A 15434-nucleotide genomic window follows, 5' to 3' on the forward strand; every position below is an offset into this window, starting at 1 on the left:
CAAGGAGCCCGAATGAAAATCAAAGCCATTTTCAATCGCGACGGTGGAACGTTTCGCACGACGGACATGGAGGCCTACGGCCAACAGGTCGATGAGGTTTTTCGCGGGGCGGGCCACGAGATCGAAATCGCGGTCGTCGATGGCAGCGAGATGAATGAAGCCCTGGAAAGGACCGCGCGGCGCGACGATCTGGACGCGATGATCGCAGGGGGCGGTGATGGCACGATCTCGGCGGCTGCCGCCGTTGCCTGGAAGAATGGCCTGCCGCTCGGCATCGTTCCAGCGGGTACGATGAACCTGTTTGCCCGGGCACTAAAACTGCCCCTTGATATCTGGAAGGTGCTGGACGTGCTTGCCGACGGCAGGGTGGTCGATGCCGATATCGGCAGCGCCGACGGCCGGGCCTTCGTTCACCAGTTTTCCATGGGCCTGCATGCCCGCATGGTGCGTTACCGCGAATCCTACAGCTTCGCCTCGCGGCTCGGAAAAATCCGTGCCAGCACGCGCGCGGCGGTGGGGGTGATGTTCAATCCGCCGGAGTTCGAGATCGAATTCGAGGTGGACGGCGTTCGCGAAAGGCGCGAGGTTTCCGCAATCTCGGTGTCTAACAATCATTTCGGCCCGAGCGCGCTGATGTATGCCGACGATGTGACCGGCGGCCATCTGGGCTTCTATACCGCACCGCCATTGAAGCCGTCAGGCGTCGCCAAGCTGACCTTCGATATCATGCGCGGCAAGTTCCGCGAAAGCGCGCTGATCACCGAAATGAGCGTATCGACCGTCAATCTGCATTTCCCGCGGGCGCGCCGCAACACCAACTGCGTCATTGACGGCGAACTGCTGCCGGTCGGACGCGACGTCGCTCTGCGCATTCATCCAGGCGAACTGAAACTGCTTGTCGGCAAGTGACCGGGTGACAGACAGGCTTCAGTTCTTTTCCTGCGGCAGCCAGAGATAGCCGAAGCCGTAGCGGTCAGCCTCCTTGCCGAGGTAATAGGCCGGTGCCGCATAGAGCGGCTTGATGTCTTCGCCCGCCACGCCGCCTTCGCGCAGCTTCCGTGCGAGGCTTTCGGGAAACGCCGGTTCAAGCTCGCCGTTGCTGCGCCAGATCACCAGAACCGGCCCTGCCGCCCGCCAGCCCGCGGCCAGTGGCGTTGGCGGGTCGGAAGGCAGGATGACAGGGGTGTTTGGCAGCTGCAGACGCGCATTGCCGGCAAGGTTGGTATCCTCGGCAATCAGCAGCGCAGGCTGAATGGACCGGTTTTGGGTAACCTCGCTGATGAAAGCGTCATAGGGGATATTGAGTTTGTTGTATGAGCCAAGCATCGGCGATGTCACGACCCGCGCCGACACGCCAACGAGCACCGCGATGATCATGATGAAAAGCGGGATGGCGAAGCGCTTCAGCCTGCCTGTTGTCTCTATGCCGGCTGCGTCGATCTTCAGACAGAGATAAATCGGCCAGAGCACGAGGAACAGTGCCAGCCATTTCTCCCGGATATTGCTGGCGCCGAGACCGAGAACGATCAACAGAACGGCAAACAGGCAAACGACGATCATCCGTCCGGCGATGCGGGTCCATTGGCTTTCGGTGCGACAGATCCGCTTGATATCGAACGGAAAAGCCACGGCAAAGAAGACGAGCGGCAGAACACTGCCGCCGACGAAGGCCGAAAATAGCGAAAAGGTTCCCTGGAGCGCCTGGGCCAACCGTCCGCCCGGCATACCCTCCTTCATTTCCTTGATCGTGCCGGCGGAGGCCAATGTCAGGTTGTTGAAAATCCAGTAGGCGTGCGGCAGGACGATCGCCCCGGCGACGGCAAGGGACACGATGATCCGCCAGTCGAAGATGCGCTGACGCAAATCCCGCTCCGGAAGGACGGCAAGGATCGCCGCGACCGGCACAAGCGCGAAATTGTATTTCGAAATCAGCCCTATGCCGACCGCGATCCCGGTTACGAGATAGGAAAAGACACTTGGACTGCGCAGCGTTCTGAAGAAGCCGTAGAGAAACAGCGACACCGCAAACAAGGCGGAGACCGTGTGCGAGAGGTCCCGTTGCGCCAGCAGAAAAACCGGCGGCAGGGTGAGTACCCCGAGCATTGCCATTGTTGCCAGGGACCTGTCCTTGATAACGATCCTGGCGGCAAGGCCGTAGAACAGACAGCACAGGAAAAGCTGTACATGTTTGAGAGCGGTCAGCGCCGTTAGTGAAATGCCGAACGTCTCTACCACGGCATATTGCAGCCAATTGTAGAGAGGCGGCTGGCGGCCGTAGCCAAGCGCCAGAAACTGCGAAACGAAAGCCTGTTCGCCTTCATCGATTTCAAGCGCGGAAGAGATGAAGACCCGTATGACCACACACAGGACAAAATAGGCGGCAACGGCGTAGATCATAGTGTCATAGAATATCGAGTCGGTGCGGCGGGAAGCGATATTAGACATCGGCCTCTTCTCGATCGAAGACCTTGCGCACGATATAGGGCGGCGTGTCGTTCTCACCGGAATAAAGCCGCGCCATCATCTCGGAAAGAATGCCGGTGGTGATCAGCTGGACCGATGAGAGGAACAGCATGACCCCGACGATCAGCATAGGTCTTGCGCCGATATCGTTGCCGAGCACGAACTTGTCGATGAACAGATAAAACAGGATCAGGGCGCTGAGTCCGCCGGCAGCCAGTCCTATCGAGCCGAAGAAATGCCCCGGCCGTGCCTTGTAGCGCATGAAGAACAGCACCGAGAGCAGGTCGAGGATGACGCGGAAGGTGCGCGAAATGCCGTACTTCGACGTTCCGTGCTGGCGGGCGTGATGCGTAACCGGCATCTCGCCGATGCGGCTGCTCGGCACGACACCGGCCACCCAGGCCGGAATGAAGCGGTGCATCTCGCCCATCAGCTTGACCTGCTTGATGATCGAGGCCTGGTAGACCTTCAGGCTGCACCCATAATCGTGCAGCTTGACGCCGGTGATCTTGCCGATCAGATAGTTGGCGCACCAGGACGGTATCTTGCGCAGGAACAGCCCGTCCTGCCGGTTCTTGCGCCAGCCGACGAGAAGGTCGAGTTCGCGCTCTTCGATCGCCTTGACCATCGCCGGAATGTCGCGCGGATCATTTTGCAGATCGCCGTCGAGCGTGGCGATCAACCGTCCGGTGGCGGTATCGATGCCGGCCTGCATGGCGGCCGTCTGGCCGAAATTGCGCTGAAGCTCAACGATCTTCAACCGCAGGCCGCCATCGGACAGCGCCTTGCGGGCGTTCAGCAGGGTGGCGTCGGTGCTTCCGTCGTCAACGAGGATCAATTCCCAGGACTTGCCGAAATTCGCCATGGCTTCGCTGATTCGCGTTACCAGCGGTCCGACGCTTTCCTCTTCATTGTAGATCGGCACGACCACGGACAATTCGATAGGCTCGACAATGCCGGCCTCTGTCCTGTTTGCTTCCAAGATGGGATCCAATATCAAAGCCTCTATAACGCCGCAGGTTCTCTCGCCTGGGTTCTCATGGTAACAGCCGTCTTCCCATAGCACCCGACAGGAAAGTAGCAAATATATGAATGCAGAAGGGGATGCCAGCCGGGGCTCATGGCTTGTCCGCAACCGGATGACCGTCCTGTCCCTGGGCGCAGTGATCGCCTATGCCGCATTCGTCCAGTGGATATGGGGCTGGCCGGCACTGTTTCGGCAATGGGCGGAAATCGGTCTCCTTCCGGTGCTATCGGCGCTTGCTCTGCTGGTCGGCACCTACTTCATCCGCTGCTACCGGATCTACGACTATTTCCCCAATGAGACGCACGGCCGCTTCCTGACGCTCCTGCGTGTGACCCAGGTCCATAATCTTCTCAACATCATGCTGCCCTTTCGGGCCGGCGAAACCAGCTTTCCCATTCTCATGCGCTCGGAATTCGCCGTCCCCCTGGCACGCAGCACATCGGCTTTGCTGCTGATGCGGCTGCTCGACCTGCATGCGCTGTTTGCCGCAGCGGGCATCGGTCTGGTCATCGGGACCGACAATCGGGCGCTGGGCTGGGTGCTGTGGGTTTTGTTCCTGGTCTCGCCGCTGGCGCTCTTCCTGCTGAAAGGCAGCATGATTGCCCTTCTGCAGCGTCTTCTGCCGGAAAAGCTCGGCAAGCTGCTGGTCGAGGTGGAAGCGGGGCTGCCGGCCAACGCGCTGGTCTTCGTCCGGGCCTGGCTGATGACCGTCCTCAACTGGTCGACGAAAGTCGCGGTGCTGGCCTGGGTGCTGGCCGTCATGGGCGTGCTGCCGCTTGCCGCCTGTTTCGGTGGGGCGCTTGGCGGTGAATTGTCGTCGGTCCTGCCGGTCCATGCGCCAGCCGGCGTCGGCACCTATCCGGCCGGAATCACCGCCGGCGCGATATCCTTCGGCGCGTCGGCGAAGGGGGCTGCCTTCGACCTGCTCGCCAGCGCCAGCGTCAACGCGCATCTGATGATCGTCGTGTCGGCAGTTGCCGGCACCTTGCTGTCGATCGGGCTTTCGCCGCGCCGCTGAGGCCTACTGGAAGGCGGTTTCGAAGAAGCTGCGCAGCTTGCGCGAATGCAGCTTTTCCGGCGGCATGGCGGCCAGTTTTTGCAGGGCGAGAATACCGATTTGCAGATGCTGGCTGACCTGCGTCTTGTAGAAGGCCGTCGCCATCCCCGGCAGCTTCAATTCCCCATGCAGCGGCTTGTCGGAGACGCAGAGCAGCGTTCCATAGGGCACGCGGAAACGGAAGCCGTTGGCGGCGATGGTGGCCGACTCCATGTCGAGCGCGATGGCGCGCGATTGCGACAGCCGCTTGACCGGCCCGCGCTGGTCGCGCAGTTCCCAGTTGCGGTTGTCGATCGTGGCGACGGTGCCGGTCCGCATGATCCGCTTCAGGTCGTATCCCTCATAGCCGGTCACCTCAGCCACCGCGTCCTGCATCGCCACCTGAACCTCGGCCAGCGCCGGGATCGGGATCCAGACGGGCAGGTCGTCGTCGAGCACGTGGTCTTCGCGCACATAGGCATGGGCCAGCACGTAGTCGCCCAGCGTCTGGCTGTTGCGCAGGCCGGCGCAATGGCCGAGCATCAGCCAGGCATGGGGTCGCAGCACGGCGATATGGTCGGTGATGGTCTTGGCGTTCGAAGGGCCCACACCGATATTGACGACGGTGATGCCGCCATGCCCCTTTTTCTTCAGATGGTAGGCAGGCATCTGCGGCAGGCGGGCCAGCGTCAGGTCCGAATCCGGCTTGTCCGATCCCGGCTGCGTAACGATGTTTCCCGGCTCGACGAAGGCGGTGTAGCCATTGCCGCCATCGGCCATCTGCTGGCGCGCCCAGATGCAGAACTCGTCGATGTAGAACTGGTAGTTGGTGAACAGCACGAAATTCTGGAAATGTGTGGCACTGGTCGCCGTGTAGTGGCTGAGGCGGGCCAGCGAATAGTCGACGCGTTGCGCGGTGAACGGCGCAAGCGGCGAGGGTTCGCCGGGACCCGGCTCGTAGGAACCGTTGGCGATCTCGTCGTCGGTCGTCGTCAGGTCTGGCGTGTCGAACAGGTCGCGCAAAGGGGTGTCGATATTCTCAGCCATCGCCGCTTCGACATAGGCGCCTTCGCCGAAAGCGAAATGCAGCGGGATCGGTGTTGCCGATTCGGAGACCGTGACGCCGACGCCATGGCTGCGGATCAAAAGGCCAAGCTGCTCCTTCAGATAGTGGCGGAACAGTTTCGGGCGGGTGACGGTGGTCGTATAGACACCGGGAGAACTGACATAGCCGTAGGATAGACGCGAATCGACATGGCTGAAGCTGCTGGTCTCGATGCTGACCTGCGGATAGCAGGCGCGATAGCGTGACGTCGGCGTTCCAGTCCGGCCAAGCTCGGTGAAGGCATCGACCAGGAACTTCGTGTTGCGCTCGTAGAGCGCCGACAGCGCATCGACGGCTGCGGCCGGATCATCGAACGTCTGCGGTTCGAAAGCGTCCGGCGTTGCGATGGAAAGGGCGGAAAGAGAAGAGATTCGTTTGCTCATGCGGCATTATAGGATGGCGTTTTTTACAAGCAAACGACAAGATTTGAATGCAGCGCAACCCTTTGGAAAAAGTGTGGTCAGCGCGGTCCGGCAAGAATGATGACCGTGCCGGCAACGGCGAGGGTCACGCCGGTCGCATCCCACCGGTCGGGGCGAATGCCCTCGGCAATCCACAGCCAGGCGAGCGACGCGGCGATGTAGATGCCGCCATAGGCCGCATAGGCACGTCCGGCCGCGGCAGAATCGATCAGGGTGAGGAGCCAGGCGAAGACCGCGAGGCTCGCCATGCCCGGTACGAGCCACCAGATCGGCTTGTCAAGTTTCAACCACGCCCAGAAGGAAAAGCAGCCGGCGATTTCCGCAAGTGCTGCAAGAGCATAGATGGCGAATGCGGAGATGGGCATGGCGTTCCTTCCTTGGCGATCCATAGGAAGACAGCGGATTCAAATGTGCAAGTATTTTGCGCGCGCCTGCTGCGTCAGCTCATCGACTGGCGTTGCAGCGTCACGAACAGCACGAGGCCGGCGCCTTGCTTGCCGACACTCTGGCCGGAAGCCTTGCTGTAGGCGACGGCCCCCATCGGGGCCATCAGAATGCTCGCCAAAGCGAGCATGCGCAGTGCAACGGTCGCAGAGGTGAGCATGGTGGACATGGCTTGTGGCCTTAAAGCTTGGCTTGCTCGCAGAATTTTGTGGTGTGCACTGTGCAGTCGGCGATCGAGCCGGCGTAGTTGTGGCGCCGCCGCTGCGTGTCGGCACTGACGGCCGCGGCAAGCGTCATCGCAAAGACGACCATGAGAAGGCTGATGATGGTGAGGCGGCGGGCGAGAATGTCCATGGTTTTGTCCGTTTGGTCGGGGTGCGTCGATCGGGGTTCAACTCGATGATAGTCTTTTCGCACATGCAAACTGAACTCTTCCTGAGACCCCGGTTCATCTCCCGTTCATCTTCGCGGCTTGCGTCCCCGTCAGCATGCCAGACTGCCCGCAGAAAATTGAAAAAGCTCCGGCGCCATGAATCGCCGGAGCATCCGCTGGACTACATGCGCGTCCAGGTCTGCGACTTGCAGAGGATCTTCAGGACGCAGCCCTGCATCTTCAGCGAACTGCCGCTGATCGACGCATTGCCGGTATAGGTCTTGTCGTTTGCGGGATCGGTGATCTCGCCGGAATAGCTGTCGCCGCTGCCGGCCAGGTTGCCGATGCGCTTGCCGGCGTGTTTTCCCGTCTTCAGCGTGATGCAATAGCTGCCGCCGCAGGACGCGATGGCCGCCGTCTCGCCGCTCGCGGTCTTCCAGTTGCCAACGATCGGTTCGGCGGAAAAGCTCGAAGCAGTCGCTGCCAGCGTCATGGCTGCCGCGAGAATGAATGTGCGGATCATAGTGTTCCTCCCTTAAAGTTCGCCGGATAGCCGTGCCGTGGGCACATAGTCCGCGCGAGATGTTGCCAGAGCTGGTCTCCTCACCGCTCAATGGGCGAAAAATAGCTTACGCGGACGTAAACGTAAATATGCGATTTCCCCGTTTTCCGCTGAAAATTTGCGGCAAATCAGGGCTTGCGGCGTGGCTGTTTTCGCGAGTTGGAAGATGCGACCGTTTTGCGTGGTTAGCGATTGGTTGAAATCGTCATCTGAATTTTCCGTAAAGATTGAGGCAAAAGCCAGCATTTGAAGGCGGTCGGATGTTTAACAAAAAGCCAAGTTTACCAATCGTTTGAACTTTGTTCGTCTCACATTAATCATGCATTTTAAGCGTGTATTGAAACCACTGCTGCATAGTTCAATCCATAAGACGAGCAGGGAAAAACACCCCGCCGAAACCCTTCGAGGGGCGAAAGCCGCACAAGACGGCCGCCCCTCCAAGGAGCCTTAAAAAGGCAGGTAAAACAGGGACTGCAGACAGTACCAACCAGGCAAACAGGGACACGAGAAATGGCACGCTTTGACATTCAGAATGCTTCGGATGCCACGATGGGTGGCGAGAACCGCGCGGACGTTTTCTGCGAAATGGGTTTGATGTATGCAACCGGACGTGGTTGCGATATCGATCTTGTCGCCGCGCACAAATGGCTTAACATCGCAGCGATCAAGGGCTCCGACCGGGCAGCTGCGCTGCGCGCGGATCTGGCGATGACCATGAGCAAGACCGATCTTGCCACGGCCCTGCGTGCCGCCCGCGAATGGATGACAATGCATTGAAGTATGATCGCATCGCCGACAGGCGGTAGAGGCCGAGACCTCCGAAGATGGGGCGCGGTCTACTGCCTGCCGAGCGATTCAAGCACTTTCGGTAGAGCGTCCTCCAACATCATCATCTCCTCCTCCGGCCCGGTGCTGATCCGGATGCACCGGTTGAGAGGTGCTACACCCGGCATGCGGATGAAAATGCCGTGATCGGCCATCAGCCGATCGACGATCGCACGGGCAAAGACGGCGTCTTTGCCGCAATCAATCGCCACGAAATTCGTCGCCGAGGGCAGGGGCTTGAGCCCGTTGCTGGTGGCAATCCCGGCGATCCTGTCGCGGGAAGCGGCAATTTTCCGCAGAACCTCAGCCAGATAGTCCTTGTCCGCCAGCGCTGCCAGCGCGGCCGCGGTGCCGATCCTGTTCATGCCGAAGTGATTGCGGATCTTGTCGAAGGCCTGTGCGGTTCCCGGCGTGCCGATGACATAGCCGACACGGGCGCCCGCCAGGCCATAGGCCTTGGAGAATGTGCGTGTCCTCACCACGTTCGGTCTGTCGATCAGGGATTCGATCGACGGGATGGTGCCTGCCGGCGCGGTCTCGCCATAGGCCTCATCAAGCACGAGCAGGCAGGTCTCCGGCAGGGCGCGCGCAAAGGCGACGACGCTATCAGCATCCCACCAGCTTCCCATCGGATTGTCGGGATTGGCGAAATAGACCAGCGGCGCATCTTCGCGCCTGACCGCCGAAAGCAGCCCGTCGAGATCTTCCCGGTCGTTGACATAGGGTACTGTCACCAGCCGGCCGCCATGGCCGGCCACATGGAAGTTGAATGTCGGATAGCCGCCGAGCGAGGTGACGACCGGCAGACCGGGCTCGATCACCAGCCGGACGATCTGGCCAAGCAGGCCGTCGATGCCTTCGCCGATGGCGAGATTGGCCGGTGCCGTGCCCAGATGGCGGGCGAGTGCCTGTTTCAGCTCGAAATTTTCCGGATCATTGTATTTCCAGACACCCGCCGCAGCCGCGCCCATCGCTGAAAGAACCGACGGAGCCGGGCCGAAGCCGCTTTCGTTGGCGCCGATCCGCGCTGCGACCGGCCGGCCGCGCTGGCGCTCGATCGCTTCAGGCCCGACAAACGGAATGGTGGAGGGAAGCGACTGGACAAGGGGAGTAAATCTGGAAAATGCGGACATTGCTGAGTATCGAGCCTGACGATGAATGAAATCGCGGCGGAGACTAGCGATGTTTCATGCCCAAGGAAACCGTATCCATCGGCGAAACGCCATGCACAGGCATCGGCCGTGCAGCGAGTTGCCAGCCGATCAGTGCTTCTTCTTCAGTTCGTTCCCGGTGAAGAATTCGTAGCGGACGATCTGGTGCAGAAATTCCTCGTCGATCGGTTTGATGAAGTGCACCTGGATACGGTGGTCGCTGCGATAGATTTCGGCGCAGCCGATTCGCTTCTTGGTGCCGACAATGGTCAGGTAGTAGTGTTCCGGCAGGCCGATCGTCGTGTTGACGGTGAAGGCAGCGCCGCCACGCGAGATTTCCAGCATCTTGCAGGTCCGGGTCGAGACGCCGCCCAGCGCCGGCCGCACGGCCATCAGGGTGCCGGCCTGACCGATCACGAAGCGCTCGAAGCGCTGTTCGTAAAGCTTGGAACTGACCACGGAATACATCGTCGAGTTCTGCATCACCACTCCCTCGATAGCGATGGACGGCGGATCTTCGGACCCGGTGCTGTCTCACCGTTTGCGTTCATCACTCTTGCCCTCCTCCTGACGACAGCAAGCGACAAGGTGCAGAATCGGCCATGGATATTGCAATCCGTTGAAAACATTCCTTAAAAATTTAATGAGGGCGTAAATCGGCGCACAACGTTTTGTTTTTGGCTGCTGTTTCAGGGTGTCGGACCTGCAAAATAACGACAAACAAGGAAGCCACAGCTCGCGGAAAAGGCGGTCACGAACGTGCCCCAGGCCATGTCCACCAGGCTGACCGTCAGCGGCCACCCCTTCAGCGTCGCCAGATTGGTGACATCGTAGGTTCCATAGGCGGCCAGCCCGAGAACCGCGCCATAGCACAGGGCGGTGGCGAGCGAGCCGGATTTGACCCCCGGCATGACGGCAAGCAGCACGACCGCCATTGCGAAGAACACATAAAAGACGGCGGCGATCGCAAGATTCGGCGACGGCAGCATCAGCGCGCCCAGCTGGTCGCGATAGAAGGTTCGCGCCACCAGCCCGAGCCAGATGGCGTCGGCGATCAACAGGGAAACAAAGGTTCCCGCATAGGCGACAATCAAAGATTTCATGATGGATGATCCTCGTTCACCATTGCTACGCTGGGCGGGATCGTCCGGATTGCAACCCGGCGGAAAATACGCGGCAACCGTCGTGATAAAGGCAGCGAGCCGCTTTCAGATCATGCCGCTGGTAAACGCCATTCTTATAAGGCGGCTGATGAATTCCGGCGCTAGCTGCATGTTGAAGCGCACGCCCAGCTCGGTGTTGTGCCGGTGCACCTGCGAGCAGCCGATTTCCTCGCGAAAACCGTCGATCTCCAGGAAGAAATGTTTCGGCAGCAGGATATTGGCGTTGAAATCCACCATGGCGCCGCCGACCGAAATATGGCGCAGCAGGCACTGATATTTCGTCTTCGTCTTCAGGTGCTGCCCCACCACCAGAATGCGGCAGGGGCGCTCGATATAATAGTGCTTGTGGCTGGTGGTCAGCTGACCCGGTTTTGCCTCGGCGAGATGCATCACCATCGACATGGGGAAACTCCGGAAAATCTGCGGCGGCTCGCCGTTTCTGCTGGATGTTGCAACTTTTGATCATGCCGCGGCTTGAATGTTGATCGTGCCGCATGTCGCGATTGTAGCAGTTTCCGACGCCAGCCTTGCTCTGAGCTTGTGTCTTTCGCAATCTTGTCTTCAGCCTTGATTAAAAAAGCATAAAAGCGGACATTGAAACAGGCGGGGCCATACGTAATACTTTCATGCAAAGCGCGGCGGCAAGAACGCCTGCGCGAAATTTGGGATCATGTTTGCGCGGTTTGCGGGGATGCGAGGCGTCCCGGCCCACCGCGCGAGCGCGGAGGGAAAATCATGTTCAAGGGTCATTCACAAGGCTGGATGCCGATCGTCGTTTTGGCGCTGTCGATTTTCGCGTTTCAGGCGGGTGCCGCCGAGGCGGCGAAACGGGTCGCCCTGTTGATCGGCAACGAGAAATACGAAGCGACATCGCAACTGAACAACCCGGCCAACGATGTCGAGCTGATGAAAACCTCGTTTGAGGATGCCGGCTTCGACACGGTAACGACCGTTCATGACGTCGATCGCGCCTCTATGGTTCGGGCGCTGCGCGATTTCGAGGACACCGCCGCCGGCGCGGATGTCGCCATCATCTATTATTCCGGCCATGGCATGGAGATGAACGGCCAGAATTATCTGCTTCCGGTCGATGTCAGCCTGAAGACCGACAAGGATGTGGAGGACGAAGCGATTCCGCTCGACCGCGTGCAGCGCTCGCTGGAAGGCGCGACCAAGCTGAAGCTGGTCATCCTTGATGCCTGCCGCAACAATCCGTTCGAGCAATCGATGACCCGTTCGATCTCGACCAGGGCCGTCAGCCGCGGTCTGGCGCGCGTCGAACCCGAATCGGCCGATCTGCTGGTCGCCTTCGCTTCGAAGGCCGGCACGGTGGCGATGGACGGCGAGGGCAAGAACAGCCCGTTTGCCACGGCTCTCTCCAAGTATCTGACCGAGCCCGGCGTCGACGTGCGCATCGCGCTCGGCAAGGTCCGCGACGAAGTGGTGACCGCCACCAATCGCGGCCAGGAACCGTTCGTCTACGGCTCGCTCGGCGGCGCGCAGATCTTCCTCAACATCAAGGAAGTCAACATCAACGTCACCAACAACGGCAACACGCAGGAAGTCTCGCCGACCGGCCTGTCCGAAGCGGCTGCCGATTGGCAGAATATCCGCGATCTCGCCGACAAGGACCTGATCGAGGTATTCCTTGCCAAGCATGGCGCCGACCCGGTCTACAAGATGCTGGCGGAGAAGAAGCTGAAGCTTCTGGCCGAGGCCGCGCAGACATCGACGATGAGCCCGGACGAAATCGCCTGGGAAGCGCTGAAGCAATCGACGGATGGCGCAGCGCTGACCCGCTTCATCGAGCGGTATCCCGACAGCAAGCACAAGGCGGAAGCGGAAACCCAGGTCGCGGCGCTCGAGCCGAAGAAGGGGCTCAATATCTCGCAGACCGGCAAGGACACGCAGGCGTCGCGCGACTGCTATCTGCTTGCGGGCGAACCGCAGTCGATGCCGGGCTTCCTTGGCGTCAATTTCCCGAAGATCGATTCGGCCCGCGCGCTCACCGCCTGCGCCCAGGCCGTCAATGAGAATCCCGACGACATGATGCTCGTCAACATGCTCGGGCGGGCGCAGGATGCCGGCCGCAACTATGTCGAGGCCCGCCGCAACTACCAGAAGGCGGCCGACGGCGGCAATATGTACGGGCTGACGAACCTTGCCTGGTTCTCGATCTACGGCACCGATGGCCCGGTCGATATCGACAAGGGCAAGGCGATGTTCGAGCAGGCCGCCAACAACGGCAATTCCTACGCCCAGGCATCGCTCGGCTGGCTTTATCGCGAAGGTTACGGCGGCGTGCCGCAGGATTACGCGGAATCGCTGAAATGGTACCAGCTCTCGGCCAACCAGGGTTATGCCAATGCGATGGCGACAGTCGGCTGGTTCTACCGCGAGGGAAATGGCGTTCCGAAGGACTTCAGCCAGTCGCTGTCCTGGTATCAGAAGGCCGCCGAGGCCGGCGACGCCAATGCGATGTCGTCGCTCGGCTGGGCCTATCAGAACGGCCTCGGCACGACGCAGGACTATACGGAAGCCAAGAAATGGTACGAAAAGGCCGCCAATGTCGGCGATGCCTATTCGATGGCGCTGCTCGGCTGGTTCTATGATGACGGCAAGGCCGTGCCGCAGGATTACGCGCAGGCGCGCAACTGGTACGAAATGGCGTCGAATGCCGGCAGCGCCTATGCCATGGGCAATCTGAGCCGCCTCTACGACTGGGGGCTTGGCACCAAGGCTGATCCGAAGGAGGCCGCACGCTGGGCTGCTGCAAGCGTCGAGGGTGGCGATCCGGCAAAACTCCAGGAGCTGAAGACATCCCCGGACAATTTCACGCCTGCCTTCCGCAAGGAGATCCAGGCGCTGCTTCGGGACCGTGGTTATTACAGCGGCCCGCTGGACGGCGATTTCGGCGCGGCAACCCAGAACGCGATAGACCGGCTGGCGAAAAAGACCTGACGGCGCTGACCTTTATAATACTGACCTTATGCAAGGACGCGAAAGGCCGAACCTGTGGAAACAGGTCCGGCCTTTCGTTTGGGAAAATCCAGGGTCGGCTTACCGGTTGTTTTCCAGCGCTTTGAGTGCCGCCTGTCCGGCGGCGTGCGCCGCAAGCTGGCTGGTGAACTGGCCGTGGGCCGGATAGACGACGGTGCCGCGCTTGAGCACGAAGGCCCAGCGTCCATTGCGGAGCTTTTCGATCGTCACCTGTGTTTCCGGTTTGCTGTCTTTGCTCATCATCTATTTCCGAACCTGTTGTTTTCCGCCGTCCCGCACAATCGGGCCGGACGGCTCTCCAGGGAAAAGGATTAACGCAAGACCCTTGTCGCGGGCAATCGGCAATGGGCGCCAATTCCATCGTCTCGTCGCGGCAGGCCGGTCGCTCCGTATGCCGCAGCAGGTGCGATCGGCGCGGCGTTGTTTCAGGAAATAATGCGGCCCCGACTTTGTGCAAATTTGCGGAGCGATGCCGCGCCAAGGCACATGGAAAATCATTTTGTCGCTGGAAACCGCAAAAATCCCTTGCAATGAAAGGCTCCTGACTCTAGTCAGGCGCTAACGGAGAGGTGGCCGAGTGGTCGAAGGCGCTCCCCTGCTAAGGGAGTATACCCGGAAGGGTATCGTGGGTTCGAATCCCATCTTCTCCGCCATCAGACCTTTGCACAGCCCAACAATTCCCCCAATGCCTGCGTTGAGGCGCATCGGTCTCGGCGTCAAATCCAAGCATCGATCTGCATAACCGACTTGCCCAAAGGGTGCCGGATGTCGGCGCGCTTGCCTTCGCGGACCATCTGTTTCCATTGTGCCGTTGATTCAAGATCAAGCCCCCCGGCTGTTCGCTCTCTTCAGGGCGAGGTCCGATCGGCTCACGCAGCCGAACGCCGGATAAAATCGCATCGACCATCGAGCAGGTCTTCGCAGGCGGCTTATATTCATAATCCGCCATACCCTGGTCTATTGCAAAAGAACCAATCGAAAGAGAAGGCGCGCTCGATCTTCCGGCGGGCATGCGAACACTTGCTTTCGCCGAAGATAATGACGGGGACCGAACAGGCGACGCCAATGAGCAACAAGCCCGTCGCTGATTTGCCTCCAAACGTGACGGTTTGCCTTCCCCTTTGATGACGTATGGGTCAGTCACGGGGCGGCGGCCGATAAAATGTTCCGCAAACAGGCTTCCTGTCGAAGCTGGATGACGGGCGCGGTCTTCGTTGAACGTAGATAAAGGCCGATTGAGGCGAACGACGGCGAGGCTGGCCCTCTTTTGTGGAGGCATGCACGCGTTTGCGGGAATCGGTCGGTCGACCCGTCGTGACGGTGATTCTGCGATTCTCCCCGGCGCCCGTTCACAGGCATCGCGATTCCCCCTCGACGACGCCTGTGATTGTTCAAGCGGAAATTGCCGTGTCACCTCAAACAGCAGCGCGAATCTGCCGCCATACCGCCGTTTTGCCCCATTTCTGCCCCGTTATGACACGTCGGAAGTGGCGAGGAGTTCTGCTAACCCCTGATGGACAAAGGGTTTTCTTAATGCCTTGTTAAGAACTTCCGGCCGCTTGAGGCGATTTTGTGTCGTTTCAGCAACAGCGCATGGGGAAGGGCGCATCAAACTGGACGAACTGGTCAGTTGGTGATTGCGCCCACCGTCCCGTCTTGTATTTTCAACTCCGGAAGCAAGGGCGGTTGATCGTCCGACTTCTTAGATGTTGGGGATGGGGCAGGGAATACTGTCCTTCAGTATAATACCCAGACCTGTTTGAAACTTTTGACTGGAGGTCAGAAATGAACATTAAGAGCCTTCTTCTCGGCTCCGCTGCAGCTCTCGCAGCAGTATCCGGCGCCCAGGCAGCTGACGCAATC

The 15434-nt window shown here is 60.0% G+C and carries 16 protein-coding genes and 1 tRNA gene; 5 read left to right on the plus strand and 12 right to left on the minus strand.

Features of this window, described 5'->3' with window-relative positions; genetic code table 11:
• Nucleotides 1-12: 12 nt before the first annotated feature.
• A complete protein-coding gene (locus tag J2Z75_RS16550) occupies nucleotides 13-909 on the plus strand; it encodes a diacylglycerol/lipid kinase family protein (RefSeq protein ID WP_209853848.1) in 897 nt (298 codons plus the stop codon).
• Nucleotides 910-927: 18 nt separating this feature from the next.
• Here the strand turns inward: J2Z75_RS16550 and J2Z75_RS16555 are convergent, their stop codons facing one another.
• Both J2Z75_RS16555 and J2Z75_RS16560 read right to left on the minus strand, forming a co-directional pair.
• Nucleotides 928-2445 carry an ArnT family glycosyltransferase gene (locus tag J2Z75_RS16555; protein WP_234937373.1) on the minus strand — a complete coding sequence of 506 codons (1518 nt, stop codon included), beginning with the start codon at nucleotides 2443-2445 and terminating at the stop codon, nucleotides 928-930.
• Nucleotides 2438-3445: a glycosyltransferase family 2 protein gene (locus J2Z75_RS16560; RefSeq protein WP_209853849.1), complete on the minus strand. Its 1008-nt coding sequence runs from the start codon at nucleotides 3443-3445 to the stop codon at nucleotides 2438-2440. The genes J2Z75_RS16555 and J2Z75_RS16560 overlap by 8 nt, the downstream gene beginning before the upstream one ends.
• Before the next feature lie 106 nt (nucleotides 3446-3551).
• On the opposite strand from J2Z75_RS16560, the gene J2Z75_RS16565 reads away from it, so the two are divergent.
• Nucleotides 3552-4508 (plus strand): lysylphosphatidylglycerol synthase domain-containing protein, encoded by a 957-nt coding sequence (locus J2Z75_RS16565; RefSeq protein ID WP_209853850.1) that lies wholly within the window; start codon nucleotides 3552-3554, stop codon nucleotides 4506-4508.
• Nucleotides 4509-4511: 3 nt separating this feature from the next.
• On the opposite strand, the gene J2Z75_RS16570 is transcribed toward J2Z75_RS16565, so the two are convergent.
• The 5 genes from J2Z75_RS16570 to J2Z75_RS16590 all read right to left on the minus strand — a co-directional run bounded on the left by J2Z75_RS16570 (nucleotide 4512) and on the right by J2Z75_RS16590 (nucleotide 7393).
• Complete coding sequence (locus tag J2Z75_RS16570; RefSeq protein WP_209853851.1) at nucleotides 4512-6014, minus strand: AMP nucleosidase; 1503 nt, start codon at nucleotides 6012-6014, stop codon at nucleotides 4512-4514.
• A 77-nt stretch (nucleotides 6015-6091) separates the two neighbouring features.
• On the minus strand, nucleotides 6092-6412 hold the full coding sequence (locus J2Z75_RS16575; protein ID WP_209853898.1) for a YnfA family protein: 321 nt from the start codon (nucleotides 6410-6412) through the stop codon (nucleotides 6092-6094).
• Between the two features lie 80 nt (nucleotides 6413-6492).
• A complete protein-coding gene (locus J2Z75_RS16580; RefSeq protein ID WP_209853852.1) occupies nucleotides 6493-6666 on the minus strand; it encodes a hypothetical protein in 174 nt (57 codons plus the stop codon).
• Between the two features lie 11 nt (nucleotides 6667-6677).
• Nucleotides 6678-6851, minus strand: a complete 174-nt coding sequence (locus J2Z75_RS16585; protein WP_209853853.1) for a hypothetical protein — start codon at nucleotides 6849-6851, stop codon at nucleotides 6678-6680.
• A gap of 200 nt (nucleotides 6852-7051) precedes the next feature.
• Complete coding sequence (locus J2Z75_RS16590) at nucleotides 7052-7393, minus strand: DUF2147 domain-containing protein (protein WP_209853854.1); 342 nt, start codon at nucleotides 7391-7393, stop codon at nucleotides 7052-7054.
• Nucleotides 7394-7942: 549 nt separating this feature from the next.
• Here J2Z75_RS16590 and J2Z75_RS16595 point away from each other — a divergent pair.
• Nucleotides 7943-8209 carry an SEL1-like repeat protein gene (locus tag J2Z75_RS16595; protein ID WP_209853855.1) on the plus strand — a complete coding sequence of 89 codons (267 nt, stop codon included), beginning with the start codon at nucleotides 7943-7945 and terminating at the stop codon, nucleotides 8207-8209.
• A gap of 59 nt (nucleotides 8210-8268) precedes the next feature.
• Here the strand turns inward: J2Z75_RS16595 and J2Z75_RS16600 are convergent, their stop codons facing one another.
• The 4 genes from J2Z75_RS16600 to J2Z75_RS16615 all read right to left on the minus strand — a co-directional run bounded on the left by J2Z75_RS16600 (nucleotide 8269) and on the right by J2Z75_RS16615 (nucleotide 10973).
• Complete coding sequence (locus tag J2Z75_RS16600) at nucleotides 8269-9390, minus strand: pyridoxal phosphate-dependent aminotransferase (RefSeq protein ID WP_209853856.1); 1122 nt, start codon at nucleotides 9388-9390, stop codon at nucleotides 8269-8271.
• Nucleotides 9391-9519: 129 nt separating this feature from the next.
• Complete coding sequence (locus J2Z75_RS16605; protein ID WP_209853857.1) at nucleotides 9520-9891, minus strand: PilZ domain-containing protein; 372 nt, start codon at nucleotides 9889-9891, stop codon at nucleotides 9520-9522.
• Between the two features lie 206 nt (nucleotides 9892-10097).
• Nucleotides 10098-10511 carry a DUF2177 family protein gene (locus tag J2Z75_RS16610; protein ID WP_209853858.1) on the minus strand — a complete coding sequence of 138 codons (414 nt, stop codon included), beginning with the start codon at nucleotides 10509-10511 and terminating at the stop codon, nucleotides 10098-10100.
• 105 nt (nucleotides 10512-10616) lie between these two features.
• Nucleotides 10617-10973 carry a PilZ domain-containing protein gene (locus tag J2Z75_RS16615; RefSeq protein WP_037160738.1) on the minus strand — a complete coding sequence of 119 codons (357 nt, stop codon included), beginning with the start codon at nucleotides 10971-10973 and terminating at the stop codon, nucleotides 10617-10619.
• A 333-nt stretch (nucleotides 10974-11306) separates the two neighbouring features.
• On the opposite strand from J2Z75_RS16615, the gene J2Z75_RS16620 reads away from it, so the two are divergent.
• Nucleotides 11307-13532 (plus strand): caspase family protein, encoded by a 2226-nt coding sequence (locus J2Z75_RS16620; RefSeq protein ID WP_209853859.1) that lies wholly within the window; start codon nucleotides 11307-11309, stop codon nucleotides 13530-13532.
• Nucleotides 13533-13631: 99 nt separating this feature from the next.
• Here J2Z75_RS16620 and J2Z75_RS16625 read toward each other — a convergent pair whose 3' ends face one another.
• Nucleotides 13632-13811 (minus strand): hypothetical protein, encoded by a 180-nt coding sequence (locus J2Z75_RS16625; RefSeq protein WP_209853860.1) that lies wholly within the window; start codon nucleotides 13809-13811, stop codon nucleotides 13632-13634.
• Between the two features lie 323 nt (nucleotides 13812-14134).
• Between J2Z75_RS16625 and J2Z75_RS16630 the strand changes: the two genes are divergently transcribed.
• Nucleotides 14135-14224 (plus strand) — tRNA-Ser (locus tag J2Z75_RS16630).
• The last annotated feature ends 1210 nt before the right edge of the window (nucleotides 14225-15434 follow it).

The sequence above is a fragment of the Rhizobium herbae genome (assembly GCF_017873135.1).
Taxonomy (GTDB): Bacteria; Pseudomonadota; Alphaproteobacteria; order Rhizobiales; family Rhizobiaceae; genus Pararhizobium; species Pararhizobium herbae.